Below are 24,292 nucleotides of genomic sequence, written 5' to 3' on the forward strand. Positions count from 1 at the left end.
TGGCTCGGTCACGCCGGTACGTATCCCGGAGCAGATTTTCGGCGAAGAGCGCGGCCGCGCACACGCAGAGCGAAAGCGAGACAGCGACGACTGCATAGTCATGGCACACCTGCCCAAAGACGGCAGAGACTGCACCTAGGGTGAACAGAATTGGGGCAGTCAGTAGAAATGCAATAGGGAGGTTAGTCAGTTGAGGCTCCTATGGTCGCCACACAGGTCAGAGAACGACGGGACTGCGTAACTGAATCGGTCTCAGTGAATGCGCACAGAGCCGATCCGCTCTTCCCGTGAGTGTTGTAGGTTGACATGCCGTGACGGAAGCTTCCAGCCCTATCGGTAACCTTCCCGTCTGCCGTGGGCGAATCCGACGCCGAACGGCCCTGCCATCGAGAAGGGCATTCTGATGCGGACCCTTGAGGAGCAGTGGGAGCGGTCGCTGGGCCAGCTGCAGAAGCTAGGGCAGCTCTCGGCCGCAGCACATGGCCGGGCTACGGCAGCACGCGAGATGCTCGCCTCCATCGGGGCCAATGCAGAGAGCCGCAGCGGCTACCTCGCCGCGTATCCGGCGCTTCAGGCCCGCAGCCAGGTCTGCGACGTGGCCTACCTCCGAGCCTCCAACCGCCTTCTTCGCCGGGCTGCATCGGGTCGGCGTCCGCCGGCTCGACTTCCTCGACCGTGGCTCGTTGGTCCAGCGGGCCCGTCCTGGTGGGTCGAGATGATCCGGTGTTCCGGCGCCGTATGGCGGAGCATCCCCGAGGCCGCGCCGGAGTTCGCGTTGGGGATGCCGCTCAATCACCCGGCCGTCGCTGCCGTCACTGCCGGGGCGGAACAGTTGGGTGCGAGCTGCCGGGCCAAAGATATCCGGGGCTCGTCGGCCCTGTACGAAATCACGAGGCCGGTCGGACCCGGTGGCCGCCTAGCATCAGCCGACGTCCGCATCCGCCCCGGCAAACAGGAAGAGACCCGTCAGCTTCACACCGACCGGCACAAGGTCTGGGAGCGTGCCGGCGCCTACGGCGACGCGACCCAGGTCCTGCTGGCCGAATGGCGCCACACCAACACCTAGTGGTCCGTCTTCGGGGCGCCCTGCTCCGCGAGCGCAGCGGCAGTCAGCACACGGCGCAGCACGTCGGGCCCATCGTCGCCTAGACCAGACTTATTCGCCGCGTACGTGAGCAGCTGGTTGAAGCCGTGCGTTCCGTACCCTTCAAACCACTGATCCAGGGTGAGTTCGCCGCCGAAATTGGCGCGATAGTCATCCCTGTCGCGCTGCTGGACAGCTGCGATCACCTCCACCGCGTCCTGGATCGCGGCTGGGGAAACCCCATGCTGTTCAGCCTCCGCGCGCAGCTGCTCCTCGCGGGCGGACTGATCCATGGCCGTCTCCTCGGTGTCGCGTATCTCCCGAAGCTTGATTCATTGAGATCCCGGGAATGTGTCCAGCCTTCCATACCTGGCCGCGAGGTAGTGCCATCGAGGCGGGTCTCAGGGTGTGGTCAGTGCCGGCGGGCCCGGAGCTGTCACGGCCATTCAGCCCAGGTCCTGGCGAAGGCGGCGGATATAGGCGTCGATCTGCGCAAGTCCAGGCCAGTCGCTTCCCCGTAGGCGGGACGTTTCCGACCGGAGCCGCTCTCCGACGTCCAGTGCCTTGGGGAGGCTTTCCGTCGCGGCATACAGACTCATCAGCCGTGCGAGAGCATCGAGGTGGCGGTTGACGGCGTCCTCGTCGCCCTCTTCGGGCATGATCTCGCTCACGCGGTCGAAAGCTCGGATCGCGGAGGTGGCTTCGCCGAGTTCCATCCTGCACTGCCCGGCGTAGTACCAGCACAGCTGGGCCTGCTCGTCATGGTCTCCGTAGCGGTCGGTGTAGTGGTCGGCGAGCGGCTCGAAGAGCGCGAGGGCCTCGCGGTGACTTCCAGCCAGGAACTTCACCTGTGCGAGGCTGAACTGCATACCTTCCCTGAGCTCCGGGTCAGCGGCTTTTGCGATTGCCTCGGCCAATACGTCGGCTGCCTGGGTGAACTGGCCCTCCTGAGCCAGCCCCGCTGCCCGGTCGGATACCTCGTCCGCCTCCTGCTCGGTCAGTGCGGCGGGGCCTGTCTCCGGCCCCTGAGGTGCGGCTACCGGTGGGGCCGCGAGCGGCGAGGGAACTACAACAGTGGGTGCGTACGAGGCGGCGACACTAGGGCTGTGCGCCCGGCCCCCGAAAGGACACAGGAACGGCAGACGGGGGTCATGGATGCCCTCGATGGTGGCGGGGGTGCCGGCGGAGGCGTGTACGAAGGGCAGGAGGGCGTCGTAGACGTCCATCGCGTCCATGCGCTGCTCGGATTCCTTGGTGAGCATCGCTAGCAGGAGCTTCTCGATGTCGACCGGCACGTCCGGGCGCAGGGAGCGGATGGGCGGGGGCGGGGTGTGGACGTGGTGCCACATGTGGGAGCGGCTGTCGTCGGGCGTGAACGGCGGCTTTCCGGTGAGGAGTTCGTGGAGTACACAGGCGAGGGCGTAGACGTCGGCCGCGGGGCCGACGGCGTTGGCAAGGCTCTGCTCGGGTGACATGTAGGGCGGGGTGCCTACGGTCATACCGACTTGGGTGAGCCGGGGCAGAGTGCCGACTCCGCGCAGAGCAGCGACGCCGAAGTCGAGGACCTTGACCACTCCTCCGGGGGTAAGCATCAGGTTGGACGGTTTGATGTCACGGTGAACGACGTCGTGACGGTGCACGGTGTCAAGGACGGAAGCGATCTGGGCGCCGACGGCCGCGGCCCAGGAGACGGGTACCGTTTCGCTCTCGTAGTCGGTCTCGTCGATGAACGTCTGCACTTCGCGTCCCTGCAGGAGCTGCATGACGACGAACAGCCGTCCACTGGCCTCGTCAGTACCGGTGTCGTAGACAGCCGGCACACCCAGGTGTTCGATGCCGGCGGTGATCTGGACCTCGCGCAGGAAGCGGGCGCGGCGAGTCTGCAGGGTCTCCTCGAAGGCTGCGCCGTGGAACCCGGGCGGAACCGGGCTCTCGGCCAACATCATCTTCACCGCGACCCGGCGGTCCAGGCGTTCGTCGTACGCCTGCCAGACCTCGCCCATGCCGCCCGCGCCGATGGGCGTGTGCAGCCGGTAGCGGCCCGCGATCACGCGGGCCGGTACGCCGGCGTCGAAGCTCGGCGTGCCGCCCTGCACCATGCGAGGTCCCCTTCTGCGTGGTCGGAGCGTGACCACCCCGACCGGATCCTTGTCAGATTTGCTGCCGAGGACAGGCTATGCGGATGGCGGCTCTGCCCGACGGCTTCCGGTGGACTTGAGCTCGGCAGCCCGCTGTTCGGTGGCCCGGCGCTCGGCCTCGCGTCGGACCGGGCGCCGGATGAGCTGGTACGCCTGCTGGGTCGCAACCTGCTTGAACAGGCGGTTGACGTTGGCGTCGTCAAAGTAGCGGACCATCAGGTCGTCGTTGGACGCCGCCTGGTCGATGACGATCCGGTCGAGGTCCTTTTCCAGTTCCCCACCGAAGACGTCCTGGTCCTGGTGCAAGGCGATGGCCCGAAGCTCGGGGTCCTCGCTGACGGCAACCACGAGCTGGCCAAGCAGGATCTGGTCTGTAGTGGACAGCCCGGTCCCGTACTCATGGTTAACAGACTGGATCACCTCGGCCAGCGACATCTCCTCCGCCTCAGCCACCCCTCCGCCTGCTTCGGGAACCAGCCCAGCCAAGACCTGCGCACCCGCTGCCTCCAGGCGCAGCTCCGGGGTGCCCGTCTGAGTGATGCGCATGTGGCTCGGGGCGGCGGTCCCTATGTCGGCGCCGGCACTGCGGGCGGGCGCAGGCAGGCGGCGCAGCAGGAAGCGTCCGTACTGGTAGAGCCGTTCCAGTTCGAGGTTCTCGAATCCGATGACGTGGGAGAGCCAGCCGTACGCCTTGGTGTAGGAGTCCAGGGCACGGCGGAACTCGGAGGCGGTTTCCGGTTCGGTGGCGTTGAGGGCGTTGAAGCGGTCCAGCGCAGGCTGAAGGTAGCCATAGAGGCGGGCGTGGGCCTTCATGATGGCGGTGTCGGTGGCCGAGCCGCCCTGGAAGGCTGCGAAGTACGCGGTGACGAAGGCGTCCATCTCGGCTTCCACCAGGAGCTGGTAGGCCATGACCTCGCGTTCGCGATCGAACAGCAAGTTGGGGTCGGTGGGCTCGGTGACCGACGCCTCGTAGTATTGCTGGAAAGCCTGTTCGATGTCCTCGGGCCGGTTGGCGAAGTCGAGGATGAACAGGTCCTCGGTGGTCTTGAGCCGGTGGGTGCGGTTGAGCCGGGAAAGCGTCTGCACCGCGGCCAGCCCCACCAGGATCTTGTCCACGTACATGGTAGTCAGCAGCGGCTGATCGAAGCCGGTCTGGTACTTCTCGGCGACAACGAGGATGCGGTGCTCGGGCTTGGGCACGGAGGGCGGGTTCGGATCGTCCGCGCGGGTATAGCCAAAGCGGGTCGGCAACTCACGTTCGGGGAAGCCGTTGAGCTTGGGCTCGGTGTACTCGATCCCGTCAAGGGTCAGTGCCCCGGAAAATGCGACCAAGGTGCCGCAGTCGGTGAAGCCCCGCTGGTCGATGTAGGCCCGCATGGCCTGGTACAGCCGTACGGCGTGATCACGACCCGAGGTGACCACCATCGCCTTGGCCCGGCCACCGAGGCGCGGGCTGGAATGCGAGCGGAAGTGGTCGACAATGATCTTCGCGCGGGAAGCCATCGACGCCTCCGACATCAGCGCGGCCCTCACCAGCTTCGAGCGGGCCTTCCGAGGGTCCACCTGCTGCTCAGCCTCATCGGCGGCAGCCTCCTGGAGCTTGAAGTACGTGGCGTAGGTGATGTAGTTACCGAGCACATCGAGGATGAAGCCCTCCTCGATCGCCTGCCGCATCGAGTAGACGTGGAACGGTCCCTTCTCCTGCTCCCCCGAGCCAGGGTTGAGGTAAGGGGTGCCGAAGAGGTCGATCGTCTTCGCCTTGGGGGTAGCCGTGAACGCGAAGAAGGACAGGTTCGGCTGCTTGCCGCGAGCCAGGGCTGCGGCGGTCAGTGGGTCGCCGTCCTCGTCCACCGCGTCCGAGCCGAGACGTCCCAGTGCCTTCTTCAGTGCCGCCGCGCTCTCCCCACCCTGCGAGGAGTGCGCTTCGTCGATGATCACTGCGTAGCGCTGGCCGCCCAGCCCAGCGACCTTGTCCAAGACGAAGGGGAACTTCTGCACCGTGGTGATCACGATCCGGGCCGTCGGCCCGGTCAGCGCGTCCGCGAGCTGCTGGGAGTTCTCGTCGATCCGCACGACCACGCCGGCCTTGTGGTCGAACTGGTAGATCGTGTCCTGAAGCTGCTTGTCCAGCACCCGCCTGTCGGTGATGACGATGACCTTGTCGAAGACCAGCTTGTTCGCCCCCAGGCCGAAGGCGAGCGCGGCGGGCGCGATCAACGCGGGGTCGTGGGAGGTATGCAGGCTGGACAGGTGGTGTGCAAGCCAGGCAATGGTGTTGGACTTGCCCGAGCCGGCGGAGTGCTGGATCAGGTAGTTCTCCCCCGCACCGTGGCGGGCCGCGTGCGCGATGAGCTTGCGCACTGCGTCCCACTGGTGGAACCGAGGGAAGATCAACGGCTGCGTGTGCGCGCTGCCCGGCCTGTGCGACGGCGCCCGCCCGGACTTCGCAGCGGCGTCCTCCACGTGCAAGAACCGCTGGAGCAGCTCCAGCCAGTTGTCCCGCGCCCACACCTCGTCGAAGAGGTAGGAGGTGGGGTACGTCCCGTCGGTCGGGGCCGGGACGTTGCCCGCGCCGCCGATCTGGCCAGGGCCGCCAGAGCCAGTGTTGAAGGGGAGGAAACGGGTAGCGTCCCCAGCCAGACGGGTCGTCAGGAAGGCCAGCGTCGGATCGACCGCGAAGTGGACCAGGCTGCGCTTGGCGAAGAACGCCTCCTTCGGATCCCGCTTCCGCCGGTACTGACGCTTGGCGTCCTCGACGGTCTGGCCGGTCAGCCCGTTCTTCAACTCTACGGAGGCGACTGGCAGCCCGTTGAGGAAGAACGCCATGTCGAGGGTGTCGGCCGGCCGCGTGGCTGAGTAGTGAAACTGGCGCACGAAGGTGAGCCGGTTGGCCTCATACTCAGCCAAGGCGTCGGCGGCAAGCGTGTGCGCGGGGCGGAAGTACGCAAGTTGGATCTTCACGTTCCGGTCGTTCACGCCCCGACGCAGCACGTCCAACAGTCCTCGCGAGTCAATCTCCCGCGCCACGCGCTTCGCGAACCGGGCGATGGCCTGCTCTTCCTCCTCGCCGTAGGCGGCCTGGAGCGCCAACCACGCGTCGTTCTGCGACGCGCGGAGGAACTCGGACAGCTCGGAGGTATCGATACCGAGGGCGCGATCGTAGGTGTTCGACGGCCCGCGCTGCCAGCCGCTGCGCAGCAGCGCCGCTTCCACGGCGTTCTCGAATGCCTTCTCGGTGTATACGCGGGCGTCGTTCATCTAAGTCCCCCTCAGAGGTCGCGTGCAGGGCGGGCGGTGGTGACGTCGAGCTGGCCAGTGACCGCAGCGGTGATCAGTGCCTGGCGGCGCTCGGCGAGCAGTGCCTGCGCTTGGTCAAGCCGCTTGACCAACGACAGCAGGTCACGTACCTCATGGTTCAGCGCGACTACGCGACTGTCGCCATCTGGAGGAATGGGGATTCGATACTCGCGCAATTGCTCGCCCGTAAGATGCGGGATAGTCGCGATGTTCCCGTCTGCCTCAAACACGCCTACGTGCTTGGCCAAGCGGAGCCAGTACATAAGCCACTCGACAGGCACGTGCCCTGACCTTCGGACCCGATGCAGCGACTTCTGGTAGTAGCAGTCCGAGATCTCGCCGTTCCATACTGCTGCCTCGGCGACTCCGGCGCCGCCTTCACAGACCAGTAGATCACCAGGTGCCACCGAATAGCGATGTGTTTCGGAGGCGTCGAACGACATCGTGGCCATGTCTGAAATATCGATGTCATACCAGTGGACATTGGCATTGCGAAGATATGGGCGCTGGCGATCCCCTGTTGCGCGCTCCGCGTTAAGCATCTTTCCGAGCTCGGTGGAGAAATAGGCGTATACCGGTCCAATCTTCCAATCCGCGGGAATTGCGGGAAGCCAGGGCATCCCGGTTGAACGACCGCCGCGAGGGCCTACCCCACCCGACAAGGTCTCAGAAATAAGTGAGAGCTCCCGCTCCCTAAGAATGGATTGCTGAGCCTGCCTTGCTGCTGCGGTGCGGTCGATGCGCGCTGTCTCGACATCGAGAAAGTCGGCGACTCGGCGTTGCTCGCCCAGTGGTGGACGCGGAATGGCGAGGTTGCCTACTTGTTCAGCATTGAGATTTGATTGAGTATTGCTTCGCGCCTGTTCTAGGAGCGTTGGCCTAAGGGAAACCAGACTATAGCGCAGGAACCGGGCATCGGTGGTCGAATCTGAACGCATTCCGAGGATAGCTTGATTCCAAGCAGCCGGGGTGCTGAGCCATGCTGTGTGACCGAGGCTCGCATACATGCTGAACAAGAGTGTCCCTGGATCACCCAGCGCGATTCGTGCTGAACGCAACCCGGCATCGGAGACCCGGCGCGCTGTTGCAGTGACGCTGTCAACCGAGGACATGTCACTAATAGAGACCCACGCATTACCTTCGCCCTCGTCAGACCAGTAAGTCGGCTCTCCCACCGCCGGCGTGCCGCCTGCTGTGAGCACCGCAATTCGCTTCAGAGGGATGGTCGCCCAACTCACCGCGCCACCTCCCCGAGCAGCGCCTGAATCTCGGCCTCCAACGACTTCAACTCCGAATCGATCTCAGCAAGCGGCCTCGGGGGCGTGTAGACGTAGAAATGACGGGTGAACGGGATCTCGTATCCCACCTTGTACCGTTCCATCTCCTTCGTCTTTGGGTTACGGGTCTCCGCAATCCAGGCGTCCGGCACGTGCGGCAGCACCTCGCGAGCGAAGTACTCGTCAATATCCTCGCTCAGCGGGACGTTCTCGTTGTCGCGCAGGTCGGGGTCGGGCTCGGGCTTGCGCTTGATGAGTTGGACCTCGCCCTCCGGGTCGGCCACGCCCACGGCGTCACGCAATGCCTTCTGGAACGGCGCGACGGAGGGCCACAGAACGCCCGCGGCCACCATCGCCGTCCGTAGGGCGTCCCAGGCCTCTGCCTTGGTGGACCACTGCGATCCGAGCAGCGGCTTGAGCGCGGCCAGCAACAGCTCGACCGCAGCCTCGTCCCCGACCGCCTTCTTCACGGCGGCCGACGCGTCGAGCTGGTCGAGGCTGTCCTCAGTCAGCTCGAACCGGAGCTTGAGCGGTCGATCGACCGTGATGCGCTGGTAGCCAAAGTCCCGGTTCGCGAAGAGCTTCACCCGCCCGTGCTCCGGATGGGCCGCGTTGTCGGCATTGCTGACGGCATCGCGGTAGATCGCGCAGATGTGCCCGATCTGAGCGCGAGTCATCGTCTTGCGCTTCTCGCCGAGAGACTTGCGCATCTTGGTCCACTGGTCGCGGGCGTCGAGCAGGATCACACGGCCCTTGCGGTCCGCGGACTTGCGGTTGGTAATGATCCAGAAGTATGTGGAGATGCCGGTGTTGTAGAAGAGCTGGTCCGGGAGGGCGACAATCGCCTCCAAGTAGTCATGCTCAATGATCCATCTGCGGATCTCTGACTCGCCTGACCCCGCCCCACCGGTGAACAGGGGGGAACCGTTGAAGACGATGGCAAGGCGGGTGCCGCCGACCTCGTCGCCCGCCGCATCCTTCTTGAGCGGTTGCATCTTGCTCATCATGTGCTGCAGGAAAAGCAGCGAGCCGTCATTGATCCGGGGCAGGCCGGCTCCGAACCGGCCGTCGTATCCCCGGTCCTCGTGCTCCTGGCGGACGGTCTTCTCAACTTTCTTCCACTCCACGCCGAAGGGTGGGTTGGCGAGCATGTAGTCGAAGACTTCGCCGTCGTGGCCGTCCTGGCTGAACGAGTTGCCGAAGCGGATGTTCTTGGCAGTGTGGCCCTTCAACAGCATGTCGGAGCGACAGATTGCATAGGACTCGGCGTTGAGTTCCTGACCGAACAGGTTGACGCGCACACGGGGGTTGAGCTTCTGGATGTGCTCCTCCGTCGCCGCCAGCATGCCGCCGGTGCCGCAGGCCGGGTCGAGGATCTTGACAACCTGGCCCTCCCCCGTGAGCCGACTGTCGTCCGGAGCGAGCAGCAGCTCGACCATCAGCTCGATGACCTCACGCGGGGTGAAGTGCTCACCGGCGGTCTCGTTGGAGGCGTCGGCAAACTTGCGGATCAGCTCCTCGAAGACGTAACCCATGTCGTGGTTGTCCACGGCTTCAAAACTCAGATCCAGGCCGGCGAACTTCCGCACCACCTGGTAGAGCAGGTCGGCGTTGTCCAGACGGTCGATCTGAAGGTGGAACTCGTAGCGGTTGATGATCTCGGTGGCCTCCGAGGAGAACCCCCGGATGTAGTCCTTGAGGTTCTTCGCCACGTTGGCCGCGTCGCTGCTGATCGTGTCAAAGGTCTGCTCGGAGACGTTGTAGAACTTCAGCTTGGAGGCTGCCAGCAGCAGCCCATCCTTGTTCTCCCCAGTGTAGGAGGCCGAGCGGTCCCACACCGCCTGGCGGGTCGGGGCCATGACGCAGTCCAGCCTGCGCAGCACCGTCAGCGGCAGGATGACCTTTCCGTACTCAGAGCGCTTGTAGTCACCGCGCAGCAGGTCGGCCACCGACCAGATGAAGTCGGCCAGTTCCTGGTTCTTACTCAAAGTGTCCTGTCCTCTCGCCCCACTGCGGCGTCTACGTCGGTCGTCGTTCTCTGGTGTTCAGCGTCGCCGCTGCCACGGGTCGGCGGCGGATCGAGCGCGCCGCCAGTGAGGCCGTCACGGGCGAGCCGCGCAGCCCGGTCTCCCATCCTGGCGAGTTCGGCAAGTTCACGCTCGAACGCACCCAACGAGCGAAAAGCGTCCCCGTAGCGGTGCTGTCGCTCGACATCCATGCGGGGCAGACGCGCCGCCTGCAGGTCCGCTCGGAACGTACCCGAGGAGGACGTGCTACGACGGGTATTCGCCGCGCTACTCGCGAATCCGCGCACGTAGTCGGGATCCAACTGGTCGCTGACGGACGTGAGCTCTTCGCCATCCAGGCTGACCAGGCCGGCGGCCAGTAGGTCGCTCACCGCCACCGGGACGCCATCGTCCAGGCCGTCGGCCCCGCCTCGCGGCGGCAGCTCGGGAAGTAGCGCCTGCAGGCGGCTCAGGCGCATGTCGAGATCCTCTCGCAGCGTGGCGTACTCCACCGCGTAGTCGGGTTCCGGCTCGCGTACGTAGCGGCTGGGCGTGAGGTCCACCTCGTTGTCCAGCAGATCGATCAGCGGCACCTCCACCTCCTGGTGCGGCTGCGGCTCCCACGGTCCGTCCGGGCTGTTGGTGCTGAGATCCACCATGCGTACGGTCCCCGTCGCCCGCCCAGGGCCCGGGGGGCGGCTCAGCAGCCACAGGTGCAGCGGAAATGCGTGACTGGCAGCGAGGCCCGGCGGCAGAGCCACCACCGCGGCGACGCATCCGCGACGCACCAGCTCCGCCCGGATTCTGCGACCGGAGCGGCGATGGGCGACCGACGCCGGCAGGGCCACCACTGCCCGCCCGCCGGGTGCCGTGTGGTGGTAGCAATGCTGGAGCCAAGCGAGTTCGCTCTCCCCTCGCGAGGGGACACCCGCCTCCCATCGCGGATCGATGAGCAACTGCTCGCGACCCCAGTCGGCCACGGCGGTCGGCGGCTCGCACACGACCAGGTCCGCGCGGAGATCGGGGAACGCGTCAGCCCGCAACGAGTCACCCGCCACGATCTCAACCGGCGCCGCCGCCCTGGTGGCGGCCAGGGCGGCGCGCACCCGGGCCACGCGCGTCGCGTCCGCGTGCGTGTCCTGCCCCAGCCTGCTCCCGACCGCATCACCACCCGCCCCGACAAGAAGCGAGCCGATGCCGCACGCCGGGTCGAAGACGGTGCCAGAGGTCTCACCAGCGAATTCTCGGACAGCGCGAGCAAGCCGCAACGTCGAGGCCCCATCCAACGCGGCGCGCGTGGTGGATTCCAGCAGCCGAGCGACTAGAGCGTCCATCACCTCGGTGGGCATACGGTCGGCGACCAGCCCGTCCGCCGCCTCGCGGGCGCCCTGGTCGGTCAACTCTCCTAGACCGCCCCCGAGATGGTCCCCGACAGCAGCCAGCGCCCTGACCATCTCCTCGCCGTAGGTGCCACGCAGCGCCTGCCAGAGCCGGACTTCCCCACTGACCTCTCGCCCTTCGCGCTGCCCCTCCAGCCACTGCCGTACCTCGGCGAGCGAAAACAGGGGACTCGCCGAGGTACCGCCGACGGGTGCGGGAAAGTCCGAGCGGCGCCTACGCCAGTTGGACACCGCAGCACGCGTCACGCCCGCCAACCGTGCGATCTCCGCAGCGGTCGCCGTGACAGCGGGCACCTCGTCTTCTCCGATCATGACAAGACCGTACACCCAGAAGCCATCCTGACCAAGTTACATTCCGTTGACAGCGTCAACCGACCCCGGACCTACGCGCGGAACCATGCGCCCGTACAACGCACGCCTTTAGGCTTCCAGTCCGTCGGAGCAGCCGAGCAGGGGGATTCGAGCATGAGCATCGGTCACGTAGGCGAAGAAGAGGACGACCGCGACAGCGTCGATAGCCTGTTCAGCAACTGGGAGCACCTGCTCTCCCGACCGCGCAGGACCGGCGACGAAGTACGCGCTCTCCATGCGCGCATGACGCCCTGGCACGGCCCGGAGCCGCGACGCGCGGCCGACTGGGATTGGATCATGGAGGCATTCGCGCGCGAGGCCGGCACCGCCAACAGGAGCGACTTCGACAGCTTGATCTTCCAGACCACAGGGCTGCACCACCGCGGTATCGAAGTCCTCAATCCGGATCGCGGCCCTCAGCCCATCCCCTCTGCGTTCGTGCGACGCATGCCCGAGAACCAAGCCAAGATCGAGGCCGAACGCTACGAACGCCAAGGCCGTCACGTACTCGCCTACCAGCAACACATCCGCCAGTGCCTTGAACACTTCGTCACCGCCTGGACCGCGCTCATCGACGGCTGCTCGATCTGCGACTGGGAGATGATCGACGACGAGTTCCCCAAACTCGCTCAACTGCAGGAGGAAGCCGCTCGCGCCTTCGCCATCTGGGCTGACCTCGACCGATAGCCGAGCACGGAATAGGGCCGTGCGGGTTTCGCTTGCTCCCCTTGTACTGATCGCGGGAGAGAACCGCTGGCGAACGACCTGAAGCTCAGACGTGGCCAGGCCCCTGTTTCCGGCGACTGCCCGTATTCCGGACCGTCCCGAACTCACTGCGTGGGGTGAAGCGTCGCCCCTGGTCGCCTGTCGTTGAGGCCGTCGCAGGGAAGCACGACGTAGTCGCGAGCTCGCGACTACGTCGTGCCGTAGGCAGTCTCAACGCCCTGCCCGTGCGGTTGCGGAACAGCCAGCCGTCCGGTGTCACCGAACGCGCCTCGCGGATTAGAGGATGTACTCCTCCATCAACTCGGCAAGGTGGACGATGGCAGGCCAGGTGGTCGCGATCGTCGTGTGGGCGTGGAGACGTCGCTGGGCATGGGTGTACATGGCCCAGTCGGCGGGGTTGTCTCCTTCCTGGAGGAAGGCGGGCACGATCTCCAGGGAGGTCGGGTTGGAGCAGGTCCTAGTGCGGCTGGACGGGTCGGCCGGGTCGAACTTGGTGAGGCTGAGCACGATCTGGTTCTGATCCGGCCGCGGGTTGATACCCCAGAAAGCGCGTTCACCGGCGTCGACGAGCCCCGAGAACCGCCCGTACCGGGTTACGGGGACCAGCTCGTCGATGTCTTCGCCGACGCTGACCATCTCCTCGGCGACTCCGAAGGCCCGAGGGACCGCATATCGGTCGCTACGCTCCCGGAGCCGAACGATCCGTAGGCCAGGCTGGTCGCCAGGCTTCCGGAACACCGGAACCACTGCAGGGTCCGTCATGTCGACACCCGGCAGAACCAGTCGGTCGAAGGCGATCCGACTGTCCTGGAGCCATGGCCAGATCTCCTTGTCGCTCATCCGCGCGCGGCGCACGAGCAGGAGCCGGTCTGCCGTCGAGTCGAGGGCCAATGCCCCGGTGATGAACTCGGCGAGAGCCGCGCGCGAGGTACGGGTGACCACCCGTCCGCGGCCAGCGGTCAGTGCCTCGGGCAGTGCGGTCAACGGCATGGGCCGCTCGGTGGGGCTGCCCGTTGAGGGCATCAGTTGCGCGGTGGGCTCTTCGTGTGTGTGCTGCCTGATGAGGATGGGAACGATCATCCGCTCGCCCGCAGGGGCGAGCCAAACCGTGATCAGCTCGAAGGGTCCCTCGATCCCTAGGGGTACGGCGACCTTGGGGAGGTGCCCAGCCTGACGGAGGGCGTCCTGGAGAGCGGAAGCGGCGCGCTCGATGTCCGTCGCGGTGAAGTCGGTGCCTAGGAAGCGCTTGGCGAGGGCGGCTTTGCTGGGATTCGGGTTGGCAGGAACGATCGGGCGCAGGCACTGGACGTTGCGGCGGAGAGCCGGGAGAGCCTTCTTGAAGAGCTTCTTGGGATCGTTTTGGCGCGTGCGTGAGAAGAAGGCAGCCCCTTCCATCTCCACGATGCAGGCGATGGGCTCGTCAAGACGGGGGAAGACTTCGGCAATCCTCGCCGCGCGCTCCGCCTCGTTCCTTTCGTACTCAGCTCGTCGAGCGGCTTTGTCGGTGTTGGTGGAGCGCGGCAGGCCGGCGGTCAGGTCTTGCGGATTGCAGCGGTGGAGCGTGACGTTCATCGGCCCGGTGAAGCTGGCTGAAGTCTCTGTGGAATGGCCGGGGGTCAGGTCGAGTTTGGCGGCGGCCGCGACCTGCAGCCCTTCCCAGGTCCGGTCGGAGGATGCCCAGACCTCAATCCCGTGGATGGGGTTGTCGTCCAGCTCCAGCGGCAGGAGGGTCTTGGCGCGGGTCCGCGCCTTGGGAGCGGGTGCGAGCGGAGTCATCCCCTTCGCCTCCAGCTGCTGGGCGACCTGGGCGAGGACCTCCATGTGGTCACGGGGCTGATAGCCGTGGCCGGCTGGGTGGTCGTGGGTCGAGCGCGCCGGTGGGGTGCCGTCCTTGTCTGGGTAGCGGTAGGTCATACCAGTGCTGTGGACGAGATGGGCTGCGAAGGGCTGGGCCGCCGCGTCGCCGGGTGCGGTGCGCAGTTGTTCGAGGCTTGGTGGCTGGTGGTGGGTGAGGCGGGCAAGGATCTCGGCAACGCCCGGCTCCCAGGTCCAAGTGCTGCCTTCTCCGCGCCGGCGGACGGTGGCTCCGCTCTGTAGGAGCATGGGCCGCTCTCGGCGGTGGACGAATCCCTCCTTGGCGGAAAGAAGGACGCTGGCAGTCGGGTCGCTGAATCCGCGGCGGGGGATGTAGTCGACCGGGTGCGTCGCAAAGCGGGTCATGCTCAGGTCGACATGGAGGTGGACTTCAGGGACGCCGGGCACGGTCTCGAGGTGGAAGGTCAGGACATCCACGCTGGCGCCGGCCGCGCCGTCTTCGTCGGTGAGGGTCTCGGGTGCGCCGAGGTGCAGGGTACGACGGCCATCCGGTCGGGTGGGGCCGAGTCGCAGGTCACGGTGGTGGTCCAGGAGTTGGAGCCCGGTGGTGGTGAGGTGCTCGGCGACAAGGCTGGGCAGGAGGTTGAAAACGTGGCTCGGGGGGTTGGCGGTGCCGTTGGTGTGAAGGTCGTGGCGGGTGAGATCGAGGTCCTCGGGGATCCATTCCAGCTGGCCGGCGCCTTCGAGCTGGCTGTACCAGTTGGTGTCGGGCATGTGAGGTGCTACACGCGCGGAGGCCCATGCCGACAGGGCGATCAGCAGGAGGTCCGGGTCGACCGTGGTCCGGGCTCGGAGCCATGCCGGATCGCGCGGGTTCCTCTGTACAGAGGTGATGTCGGGGTCGATGAGGGTGAGCAGGTCCCTCAGCGAGCTGGTGGGCAGGTAGTCCGGTGCGCCACGGGGACGACGGCCAGGCCGCGTATCCCACGCCTTCTCCAGGAGGGTAAGCATTCCCGGCGGGCAGGTCGTGCGGTAGCCAGTGACGGGCCAGGTGGCTTCCGGCGTGAAAGTGAGGACGGTGGCTTGGGTGCTGCGGTAGGCGGGCATCAGCGGTGACCCCAGTCGATGTTTTCGAGGAGATGGGAGGCCAGGCCCCAGCAGGCCTGGGCGAGAGCGTGGTCGAGCCGTTCGGTGGCCGTGGCCGTGGGGCCGGGATCGGTGAGCCAGCCGTGCAGCAGCTGTTGCGCGGCGACAATCACACTCGTACGGGGAGTGTCTGCGGCGGTTTCGTCTAGGTTCGCGGTGCGGGGGGCGAAGGCCGCGTCGCAGAGGTAGACCAGGACAGGCTCGTTGCCGCGGATGCCACGTCCGAGGGTCTGGTGGAGGGGAACCAGGAAATTGCCGACGAACGCGGCGTGCTCGATCGGGTCCGTGAGACGGGTGAATAGGACGGGCTCGCCTACCCGTCGCTGCCATCGGCGGCGCTCGCTGTAGCGCAGCTTGCGCGCAAGGTCGACCAGATCAGCATGGTCGAGGGTGAGGTCGACGGGGTGGCGAAGGCGGCGCATCGCCTCTCGGCTGAGGAGGGAGAGCGGGAAGGTGGCGTCGTCGGCGGGCGGGTGGATCCGGGCCAGGTAGAACACTGCGCCCAGGGCCGCGACGCGGCGGGCGTTGAGGATGTTGTGGCCACGTTGGACGGCGCCTTCGGCTGCGACGAGGATGTCGGCCCCGGAGGCCGCGAAAGTAGCAAGGCGTCGCCGGGGGATGCTGTTGCGGGTGGGCTGGTCGTCGTCGCGGATGACGTGGAGGGCCGTGTATGGGGTCTTCTGGTTGATGTAGTCGGCGACGGTCTGGGCGTCCCGGGTGCTCTGCACGGTGAACAAGACTTGCTGGCGGTCGGCGGCCAGGCGCTGGCGGGCCTGCTGCAGTAGCGACTCCCGCGCTCCGGGGGCGGGGTTGCAGATCCATTCAGCGGACGCGCACAGGGCGTGGGCGTGGAGGGTGGGGTTGCCGCCGGTGCCCGAGGTGAAGACCGGACGGCCGTCGCGGTAGCGCGGGGGGCGGAAGAACATCTTGCTCTCTAGCAGCGCTGCCCTGGCCTTCTTCGGTTCGCGCAGGACCAGGTTCGGGGTGACGTCGAGGTGGAAGCGGGGGGAGGCGGGCATCCAGCTGGTGGCGGAGGCGAGCACGACGTTGGGTCCCTGGATTCCTTCAGCCTCCAGGAGGTCATGGAGGTGATACAGGAGCCAGCGGCCCACGCCGCGCAGCCACAGAATGCTGAAGGACCCGCTGTCGCCACCTGGGTTGGGCTGCCACTGAAGGGCCATCAGGTTCCCCGCGGCCTGCTCGGGGACGAAGGGCATCAGGTCACGGGGCGGCTGACGGCTCCAGAAGTCCTCGCCATCGCCGATCTGCGACGTACTGATGGCCGACAGACGCTGGGCGACCTCGAAGAACGACGTCGTAATGCGTGCAGCCCACAAGCCGGCCTGCAACAGCTGTGCGAGCTCTGGCGGTGTGCCCCGGGCCGTGATGCCGTCGAGTGCCGGTTGGTGTGCCTCGATCCACGCCTCGGCGGCTTCCTGTGCCGACACAGCGGTGTCGTGGGTCGCGGTCATCGCCTCGATCAGCTCGGCCCAGTTCTCTGCGGGCGCTTGGAAGGGGGTGGTGACCATGGGCTCGAAGTGCTCTTCGAAGTACCGGTCGGCGGCTTCCTCGAGTTCTGCCTTGCGGGCGAAGTCGTTGCGCTCAGGGAGGCCGTGAAGGCTCCGGGCGAGGCGCCGGAGGAGGCTGTACCCGGTGAATGGTCCCTCGGCAATGACGGCGCGCAGCTGGTCAGCGCCCGGGTCGATCATCAGCCGGTAGAGCTCCGTCATCGCCTGATCGTGGCGGCGGAAGTGCTTGTCTCCGGCCTTCACCTCGGGGTCCAGGAGGTCAAGGAACCACGACTGCTCCAAGCGTTGCCCGATCCGGTCCCCCACTCGGTGGCTCCATCCCCTGCCGGGCTGGGAGAGAATCTCGTGCAGCAGGAACCGGTCGTCGAACTGCTGTTGCACGGTGTCGGCCTCGTCGACCAGCAGTGCGGCCAGGTGATGCTGGGCCGCTTCGGCGACGCGGACCTCGATCTGGGACTGCGGCATCACCGTGGATGCCATGCCGGCCGCAGTGGTCACCCACACCTCGGCTTCGGCCACATTGCGGGCCGCTGAGTGGGCAGGGCACCGCGAAAGAATCGGGCAGTCCCGCCGACCACTCTGACCGTCCACGAAGAGCTTGCCCCTGCATGGCCGCTCGTCCCTCGGCAGCGGTGCCCGGTCGGTCCTGCTGGTCAGGCGCAGCTCCTCCAGATAGCACTGGTCGTCGGCGAACGCCGCAGCGGCGTCGACACCGGTGGGGAATGTGGTATCGCCGTCGTGGAGGAGTGAGCGCCAATAGCGGTCTTTGTGGACTCCCTCCCGGGTCCGTCCAAAGATGGGGACGGCGTCGATGCCAAGTGCCCGCAGGAAGCTGACCTTGGCGTACATGTCGCTACCGGAGGCGAGCACGAAGCCGACCTTGCCGCCGCGGCGGGCGACGATGTAGGCGATCATGTCCAGCAGAGTGGACTTGCCGCTGTTCATCAGGCCGACCACGTGCCACAGTCCGTCGATGACCATCTGCTGCGGCCGTTCCAGAAGGCGCCCTCCGATCTGATCGGCGAGCAGGGCCTCCATCTGTTCCAGCCGCTTGACGAAGTCCCGGTTCTCGCTCTCCGGATGACTCTCAAGGATCTTGTCCATCTCGACCGCAGCCCATTGGAGATCCTCCGGGGTGAGAGGAATTGGCTCCCGTGTTCGGGAGGTCGTCGCTGGCAGCGTGGGCGGGGCCGGCGCGGGGATGAACGTCTCGGGGATACGGATCCTTTCCCGACTGCCGTCATCTCGGTCGAAGGAGCACATCGAGCCAGGCGGCGCGGGCCGGTAGCCACCGCCCGTCTTGTAAGGGGCGATTTCTTGAAGCTTCTGCCGGTAGACGTCGTGGCGTGCCGCGGCGTATGGGGAACGACGGCGAGTGAACACGGTCGACAGTTCAGTCTTGTGCCCCGCCATGTCACCGGGCTCAAACCCACGTACCTGGGCGGGGAGCTTCACATACTGGTCGATCTTCTCCCGCATCGTCCCGGTCTTGGCCACCGAGCCCATCAGCTCACGCAGGGTACGGATCTGCGGGTCGAGTGCCGGGTCCAGTCGCATGTACCCGGCGAGCACAGGCCACAGAGCGCCAATGCCCCGGCCCGGCAAATGGTCGGCCAGGAACGACAATCCAAGTTCGAGGGCGCACAGTTCCCACGGCTTGAGAGGGCCGAGCATAGGCCGGACGCACTCGTCGTCCAGTTCCTTCACAAGCAAAGTGCTCCAGGAGCGGGTGTCCCTCATCGCGTGCCCCCTGCCCTGCTCGCGCGGACGGCGACTTGCCGCAAGAACGCTTTCTCATCGAGGACCTCAACTCCGGTGACCCGTCCCTGCAGCTCGCGTTCCAAATCCGCTAGGTACCCGGGAGTCTTGAGGCGGTGCATGGGCACGACGATGATGCGGCGGCGCGCCGACACGCGGAGGTCGATGCGGAACCCGCGGGCAAGCAGGGTGGGGCTCGCGCAGTCCTTCGCGTCGATCGCCCAGCACTCCCCTTCTCCACCAGGGCTCAGCGGTTCGAAGGTCAGTGCCCCATCCCACGCATCCAGACACGGCCAAGGCTCGGTCCGGACCTGGTCCGGCGGCAGTTCGGCGAGCCGGTCCAGCAGCCGCCCTTCCAGCAGTCCCGGGTCGTGGAAGAACTGGCGAGTCGCCCGGTGCTGGGTCCAGTACCCGCCCAGACATGTGAGCTCGTACCGCTCGGGCTCTCCCTCACATCCCGGAGTTCCGCAGCTAGCCGCCCCCTCGTCGACGGTGTTGCGACACTTGCGGCAACGCCACAGCCGGATCTTCCCCGGGCTCTCGACCGGATGGAGTACGTACGCGGTGCGCACGAACTTCGCGAGAAACGAGTCGCTGTCTGCGTCCGTCTTCGGAAACTCTCGAGTCAGGGCCTGAACGTCCCGGTCGCTGAGCACGGGACGGTCGATCAGCAACCGCCGCAGGCAGCAGTAGTTACGCTGGACGGCCTGCTCGTCAGCACCGTTCATCCGCGCGCAGGACATCAGCGCCGCGAAGGTCTCGTTCTGAACGAGTTCTGCCTCGACATCTGCATGCCGGACGAGATCGGCCGCTTGCTCGGCGAACTCCGACAGCTCATCGCCTTCCAGCAGGACAGCATCCAGGTCGCCGTCGGCGAGGGAGAGGCGCACGGGCCAGGACCCCAGCGGGCGACGGCACCAGTCGAACAGCTCGAGATCGTCGCCGGGCCACTCCGACCCCAGCGCCTGGGCCTGGGCCTGGGCCTTCCACCACAAGCGTCCCCGGGCATCACGCCAGGCGCGCGGCAACAGCCCTGATAGTTCAGCAGAACGCAACTGACCGCTGTCGGCCTGCTGCCGGTCGAGCCGGATTCTGGCGAGGGCGGCACACAGCAGTTCCACCGTCATGTAGTCGTCCGCTGTGCTCTGCGGATCCCATTCCCTGCCGGGATTGGGATCCCGGGACTCCGCTACATCATCCGGCGAGAGACAGTCGGTCGGCGACGACGCTCCGACGGACTGAGGGTGTACGCGACCGGCGGGCAGCGCGCCGACTTCCTGGGCAATACTCATAGCCGATTGATATACATGACGTCACTGACAATGCACCGCCTGTTACGAACAAGCGTTCACCAGTCGCGCTACTGCGCATCTGTGAGGCGACGGCAGCCCCGGCCCTCCCCAGCGCGGAGCGCAAGATCCGAACAGCCTTATGCCACCAGCCGCCCCTACTCGCCTCCAGGGCGCGAGTGGGGGGCAGCTCAAGCCGAGCCAACGACGAGCATGTGCGCCGATGCATCGTGGAACACGCCGTGCTCATCGGCGAGCCGGGCCGTCGCTATCGCATCCGCGACGAGCTCCCCCGCCTCTTCCTGGCCCGCACACCGACCAGCCGCAACAACGTAAGCCCACCCTGGGCCCTCGATCCCGTGGATGCTCACAGCACCCAGTCCAACTTCACGGGCCTCCTCAGTCAGCTCTGCAGCCGTGTGGAAATGTACAACCGTGAAACCCCTGCTGCCGTCGTAAGAACCCGTACGAACCACCTGCGACACCTCGCCGGCCAGCAGCTCCGGGGACAGGCCCGCACTCACGGTGTAATCCTGCATCAGGGAGTACCGGGAGATACCCGCAGCCGCGATGACACCGCCCTGCACCGCAACGCGCCGGGCCTCCTGCAGCGCCTTCAGCCGGTCCTCGCGGTCCGCCAGGTGGTAGAGCGGCCCGAGGAGCAGCACCGCGTCGAAGGTTCGGGCCGAGAAGGCCAGCTGACGCGCATCCCCTTCCGCGGCGACGCATCCGGGCGCCCGCTCGCGGGCCTGCTCGACGTGCTTTGGCACGGGATCCACCAGGTGAACTTCATAACCGTCCTCGGCCAACCACCGGGCATGGGCACCTGGGCCTCCACCCACGTCCAACACGCGAGCTGGCGGTGGAGGCAGGTAGCGTCCTAACAGCTCCCGGGTGCGCTCGAATTCGAGACGGCCCGCAGCTGTGGAGTGCAGTCGGGCCGCCTCGTCGTACTCGCTGTAGAAACCCGCGATGCGGGGATCGATGCTCGTCATGCCTGGCGAGAGTAGGGCCCCGCAGATGCCGGCGTCATCCAGATATCTCGCGCGGCCGCCCTTTCGGGATGGCCGATGGCGATGACCGCGCCGGTCGACGCGCAGCATGAGGGGCGTGGCCGAAGAAACTGGGGCTCCGAGATGGCCGTGGAGGAGCCTATCGACGGGTAGCAATCGTGCATACGGTTTGCCTGGTCTCGAAGAACCGGCCAGTTGGATCGAAACGGGCTAGGTCGCTACGCAGGTCGGCCTCGTACGCGGCCTGCCTGTCACCGAGAACATCCGGACTGGTGTACGAGAAGGAGAATTGCAATCCCACCAGCTCCTCCAGGGTGAACTCGAGTGCCTGCTCGAAAGCGGCTGTCTCCACGTGGGAGAACACCGAGGCTGCGAGTAGGTCGCCAGGCTCCCCGACCGGGCCGCTGGCAGGTCCATACCGGGTCCGGTAGTCAGGCCCGAGGTAGTCCGCTCCTACTCCTTCGATCACCTTCAGCCACGGCGGCGGCTCCGGCGGTGCGAGGCTGGAAACGAATACGAGGCCGCCATCCGGCGTGATCAACCTGCCCAGGTCGGCCAGAACCTGGGATCGGTCCATCCAGCCGAAGGCACGTCCCATGGTGCACACCGCGACCTCGGGGAGGCCTAGATCAAGCACTCGGGACGCGTCCGCAACCTGCCACGCGATATTGACAGCGCCTCTGGCTTCGGCGAGTTTCAGGCCTTCAGCGACCATCGCGGACTCCGGGTCCACCGCATGGACAACCGCCGTGAACCGTGCCAGCGGGATGGCCAGCGTCCCTGGCCCGCACCCCAGGTCCAGAATGTGCTGAGTTCCGTCCAGCCGGAAACGCTTGCGGATGTGGGTGTAGACGGCCTCGGGGTAGGCCGGCCGGAAGCGGGCGTAGTAGGGAGCCGCAGCAGCAAAAGTGGTCATGTGGATCTCTACCTGCGCGGTGACCTGGAACGTCGCCGTCAGGTCCCAGACGGGCTCTAAATCACCCGGCCGGCGGTCTGAAATCCTTGCTGCTGACGAGCCATCGGGGCCGATACCCTGGCTCGATGAACTCGATCCGCGTCCGATTCGCCCCCTCGCCGACAGGCATGTTCCACGTCGGCGGAGCCCGCTCCGCTCTCTTCAACTGGGTCATCGCCCGACAGCAGCAAGGCAAGTTCGTCCTGCGGATCGAGGACACCGACGAAGCCCGCAACCGGCCCGAGTGGGTGGACGGCATCATCAGCGCCCTGTCCTCCATCGGCATCAACACCGGCGATCCCACTTTCGAGGGACCGCATTTCCAGTCTCACAACACCGAGGAACAGCGGGCCGCGGCTCTCCGGCTCCACTCCGAGGGCAAGGCGTACTACTGCGATTGCACCCGCGAGGAACTGACCGCCCGCACCGGCTCCCAGCAGCTGGGCTACGACGGGTTCTGCCGTGACCGTGGCCTCGAGCACGCAGAAGGCCGGGCCCTGCGCTTCCGTACCCCCGACGACGGCGCAACCGTCGTGGACGACGTCGTGCGCGGGCGAACCGAGTTCCCCAATAAGGCGCTGGAGGACTTCGTGATCGCCCGGGGCAACGGTAGCCCCGTGTTCATCCTCGCCAACGCAGTGGACGACATCCAGCAGGGCATCACGCACGTCATTCGAGGCGAGGAGCACCTGTCGAACACCCCCAAGCAGCAGCTGTTGTGGGACGCACTCGAGGCCCCGGCGCCCGTCTGGGCGCACCTTCCTGTGATCGTGAACGAGAAGCGGCAGAAACTGTCGAAGCGCCGCGACAAGGTGGCTCTGGAGGACTACCTCGCCGAGGGCTACCTCCCGAACGCAATGGTGAACTACCTGATGCTGCTCGGCTGGGGCCCCAGCGACAACGTAGAGGTCCGCCCGTTCACGGAGCTGGAGAAGCTGTTCCGGCTGGAAGATGTCAACAAGGCGTCCGCGTTCTTCGACGTCAAGAAGCTGTCTGCGTTCAACGGGGACTACATGCGGGCGCTGTCCCCGCAGGAGTTTGCCGACGCCTGCCGACCCTGGCTGTCCGGCGAGGCAGCACCGTGGCCGGAGGCCGCGTTCGATGAGGCAGTCTGGCAGGCCGTGGCCCCCTACGCCCAGACCCGCATCACCGTGCTGTCGGAGATCACGAACTACGTGGATTGGCTGTTCCTCGACACTCCCCCGCGTGATGAGGTGTCCTGGTCGAAGGCCATGAAGCCGGGCGCGGAGAGCATCCTGGCAGCAGCCCGTGAGCGGTGGGCGGCTCTGGACGACTGGACCGCCGCGGCGCTGCACGCGGGCCTGGAGGACGTCGCGGCCGGGCAGGGGCTGAAGCTGGGCAAGGCTCAGGCGCCCGTGCGGGTGGCGGTCACCGGTCGTACGGTCGGCCTGCCGCTGTTCGAGTCGGTCGAGGTGCTGGGCCGTGAACGGGTCCTGGCCCGTCTGGACGCTGCGTCGGTGCGTCTGACGGGCCAGGAAGAAGCAGCTGCTCCGGTCAGCTGATCTTGGCGAGGACGGTGCTCCAGGCGTCGGCGAAGTAGCCGGTGTCGAACTGGGCCAGGGCCGCGTACGCGGCCCTGGCCTCTTCCTGTGGTGCGGCAGCCCTGTCTCGGACCTGCTGCGGCAGCCGGTCCAGGTCAGGGGCGGGCTGACCGCTGACGGCAGCAAGGTCGCTAAGGCCGGCGAGAGGCCGGATGAGACACGGCATACCGAGCAGGACCGCTTCGGCGGCGCAGCGGCTCCACCCTTCCTGCATCTCGGGCATGAAGACCCCGACGTCGCACGCCCGCAGCAGCCTCAGGTACCGGTCCCGTGGCAGATCATGGTGGCTGCCAGCGAACCCGATCGTATTGCTGCCGGTGGCGAGGACCCTCATGCCCGAGGCGCCGTCGAGCTGGCCGGCAACCTGTTCGGTTCCTTTCCAGTGGACAGCCTTGCCCGCGTAGACGGCGATAGTGTCCACCGCAAGCCCGAACTCGGCCCGACACGCCGCCCGGTCGAGACCGCGTACGGTGTCGATCTCGGTCAGGTCGAAAGCGTTGTAGATGACGTGAACGTTCTCTACTCCATGGTGCTGAAGGAACTCCGCCCAGTACGGGGCAACGCACACCACGGCCGCGCACTCGGGTAGTAAGGCGAACAGCTGCTGCCACAGGACGGCTTCCAATGGCCCGGAGTCGTGCTGAAGAGGCTCGTAGTGGTGGAAGACGAACACGGTGCGCGCCCGCATGCCTGGGGTGAACAGCAGCAGGCTCAGGTCGTCCCACACGAACGAGGCGTCGGGACGGTCGAGCGCGGCGATGACCGGGGCCAGGCGCTGGAGATGCCGGACCTTGCGCCAGCGCCGGATGCGGTCGGCCCGCTTGTAGTCGGGAACCGTGCCCCATCGCACCTGCTCAGCTGTGACGTTGTGGATCATTTGGAGGTAGACCCGGCCGCCGGTCCTGCCCGTCGGTTCCATGGAGTACACGGTCTGCACCATCGTGCC

15 protein-coding genes are annotated in these 24,292 nt (G+C 66.5%); 3 read left to right on the forward strand and 12 right to left on the reverse strand.

Features of this window, described 5'->3' with window-relative positions; all coding sequences use genetic code 11:
* The first annotated feature begins 403 nt into the window (after positions 1-403).
* Positions 404-1,066 (forward strand): hypothetical protein, encoded by a 663-nt coding sequence (locus OG435_RS08090; protein ID WP_266876139.1) that lies wholly within the window; start codon positions 404-406, stop codon positions 1,064-1,066.
* Here OG435_RS08090 and OG435_RS08095 read toward each other — a convergent pair.
* From OG435_RS08095 to OG435_RS08120, 6 genes are all read right to left on the reverse strand, one after another.
* Positions 1,063-1,377: a hypothetical protein gene (locus OG435_RS08095; RefSeq protein WP_266876140.1), complete on the reverse strand. Its 315-nt coding sequence runs from the start codon at positions 1,375-1,377 to the stop codon at positions 1,063-1,065. The genes OG435_RS08090 and OG435_RS08095 overlap by 4 nt on opposite strands.
* A gap of 153 nt (positions 1,378-1,530) precedes the next feature.
* Positions 1,531-3,183, reverse strand: a complete 1,653-nt coding sequence (locus OG435_RS08100; protein WP_266876141.1) for a protein kinase domain-containing protein — start codon at positions 3,181-3,183, stop codon at positions 1,531-1,533.
* A 75-nt stretch (positions 3,184-3,258) separates the two neighbouring features.
* The gene (locus OG435_RS08105; RefSeq protein ID WP_266876142.1) at positions 3,259-6,480 is read right to left on the reverse strand and encodes a type I restriction endonuclease subunit R; all 3,222 of its coding nucleotides are present in this window, start codon (positions 6,478-6,480) and stop codon (positions 3,259-3,261) included.
* Between the two features lie 11 nt (positions 6,481-6,491).
* Positions 6,492-7,757 carry a restriction endonuclease subunit S gene (locus OG435_RS08110; RefSeq protein WP_266876143.1) on the reverse strand — a complete coding sequence of 422 codons (1,266 nt, stop codon included), beginning with the start codon at positions 7,755-7,757 and terminating at the stop codon, positions 6,492-6,494.
* A complete protein-coding gene (locus OG435_RS08115) occupies positions 7,754-9,784 on the reverse strand; it encodes a type I restriction-modification system subunit M (RefSeq protein WP_266876144.1) in 2,031 nt (676 codons plus the stop codon). The genes OG435_RS08110 and OG435_RS08115 overlap by 4 nt, the downstream gene beginning before the upstream one ends.
* Entirely contained in the window at positions 9,781-11,514 is a 1,734-nt protein-coding gene (locus OG435_RS08120) for an N-6 DNA methylase (protein WP_266876145.1), read from the reverse strand. The genes OG435_RS08115 and OG435_RS08120 overlap by 4 nt, the downstream gene beginning before the upstream one ends.
* A gap of 153 nt (positions 11,515-11,667) precedes the next feature.
* On the opposite strand from OG435_RS08120, the gene OG435_RS08125 reads away from it, so the two are divergent.
* On the forward strand, positions 11,668-12,240 hold the full coding sequence (locus tag OG435_RS08125; RefSeq protein WP_266876146.1) for a hypothetical protein: 573 nt from the start codon (positions 11,668-11,670) through the stop codon (positions 12,238-12,240).
* A 315-nt stretch (positions 12,241-12,555) separates the two neighbouring features.
* Here OG435_RS08125 and OG435_RS08130 read toward each other — a convergent pair whose 3' ends face one another.
* From OG435_RS08130 to OG435_RS08150, 5 genes are all read right to left on the reverse strand, one after another.
* The gene (locus OG435_RS08130; protein WP_266876147.1) at positions 12,556-15,201 is read right to left on the reverse strand and encodes a pPIWI_RE module domain-containing protein; all 2,646 of its coding nucleotides are present in this window, start codon (positions 15,199-15,201) and stop codon (positions 12,556-12,558) included.
* Positions 15,201-18,476 carry a hypothetical protein gene (locus OG435_RS08135; RefSeq protein ID WP_266876148.1) on the reverse strand — a complete coding sequence of 1,092 codons (3,276 nt, stop codon included), beginning with the start codon at positions 18,474-18,476 and terminating at the stop codon, positions 15,201-15,203. Before OG435_RS08135 ends, OG435_RS08130 begins: the two co-directional genes overlap by 1 nt.
* A 29-nt stretch (positions 18,477-18,505) precedes the next feature.
* Positions 18,506-19,819: a hypothetical protein gene (locus tag OG435_RS08140; RefSeq protein ID WP_266876149.1), complete on the reverse strand. Its 1,314-nt coding sequence runs from the start codon at positions 19,817-19,819 to the stop codon at positions 18,506-18,508.
* 188 nt (positions 19,820-20,007) lie between these two features.
* Positions 20,008-20,811, reverse strand: coding sequence for a class I SAM-dependent methyltransferase (locus tag OG435_RS08145; RefSeq protein WP_266876150.1), 804 nt, complete (start codon positions 20,809-20,811; stop codon positions 20,008-20,010).
* A gap of 157 nt (positions 20,812-20,968) precedes the next feature.
* Positions 20,969-21,745 (reverse strand): class I SAM-dependent methyltransferase, encoded by a 777-nt coding sequence (locus tag OG435_RS08150; RefSeq protein WP_266876151.1) that lies wholly within the window; start codon positions 21,743-21,745, stop codon positions 20,969-20,971.
* Positions 21,746-21,912: 167 nt separating this feature from the next.
* On the opposite strand from OG435_RS08150, the gene gltX reads away from it, so the two are divergent.
* On the forward strand, positions 21,913-23,307 hold the full coding sequence (gltX, locus tag OG435_RS08155; protein WP_266881576.1) for a glutamate--tRNA ligase: 1,395 nt from the start codon (positions 21,913-21,915) through the stop codon (positions 23,305-23,307).
* Here gltX and OG435_RS08160 read toward each other — a convergent pair.
* A complete protein-coding gene (locus OG435_RS08160; RefSeq protein ID WP_266876152.1) occupies positions 23,300-24,286 on the reverse strand; it encodes a glycosyltransferase in 987 nt (328 codons plus the stop codon). The genes gltX and OG435_RS08160 overlap by 8 nt on opposite strands.
* Positions 24,287-24,292 lie beyond the last annotated feature (6 nt).

It is taken from the genome of Streptomyces sp. NBC_01264 (assembly GCF_026340675.1).
Classification (GTDB): Bacteria; Actinomycetota; Actinomycetes; order Streptomycetales; family Streptomycetaceae; genus Streptomyces.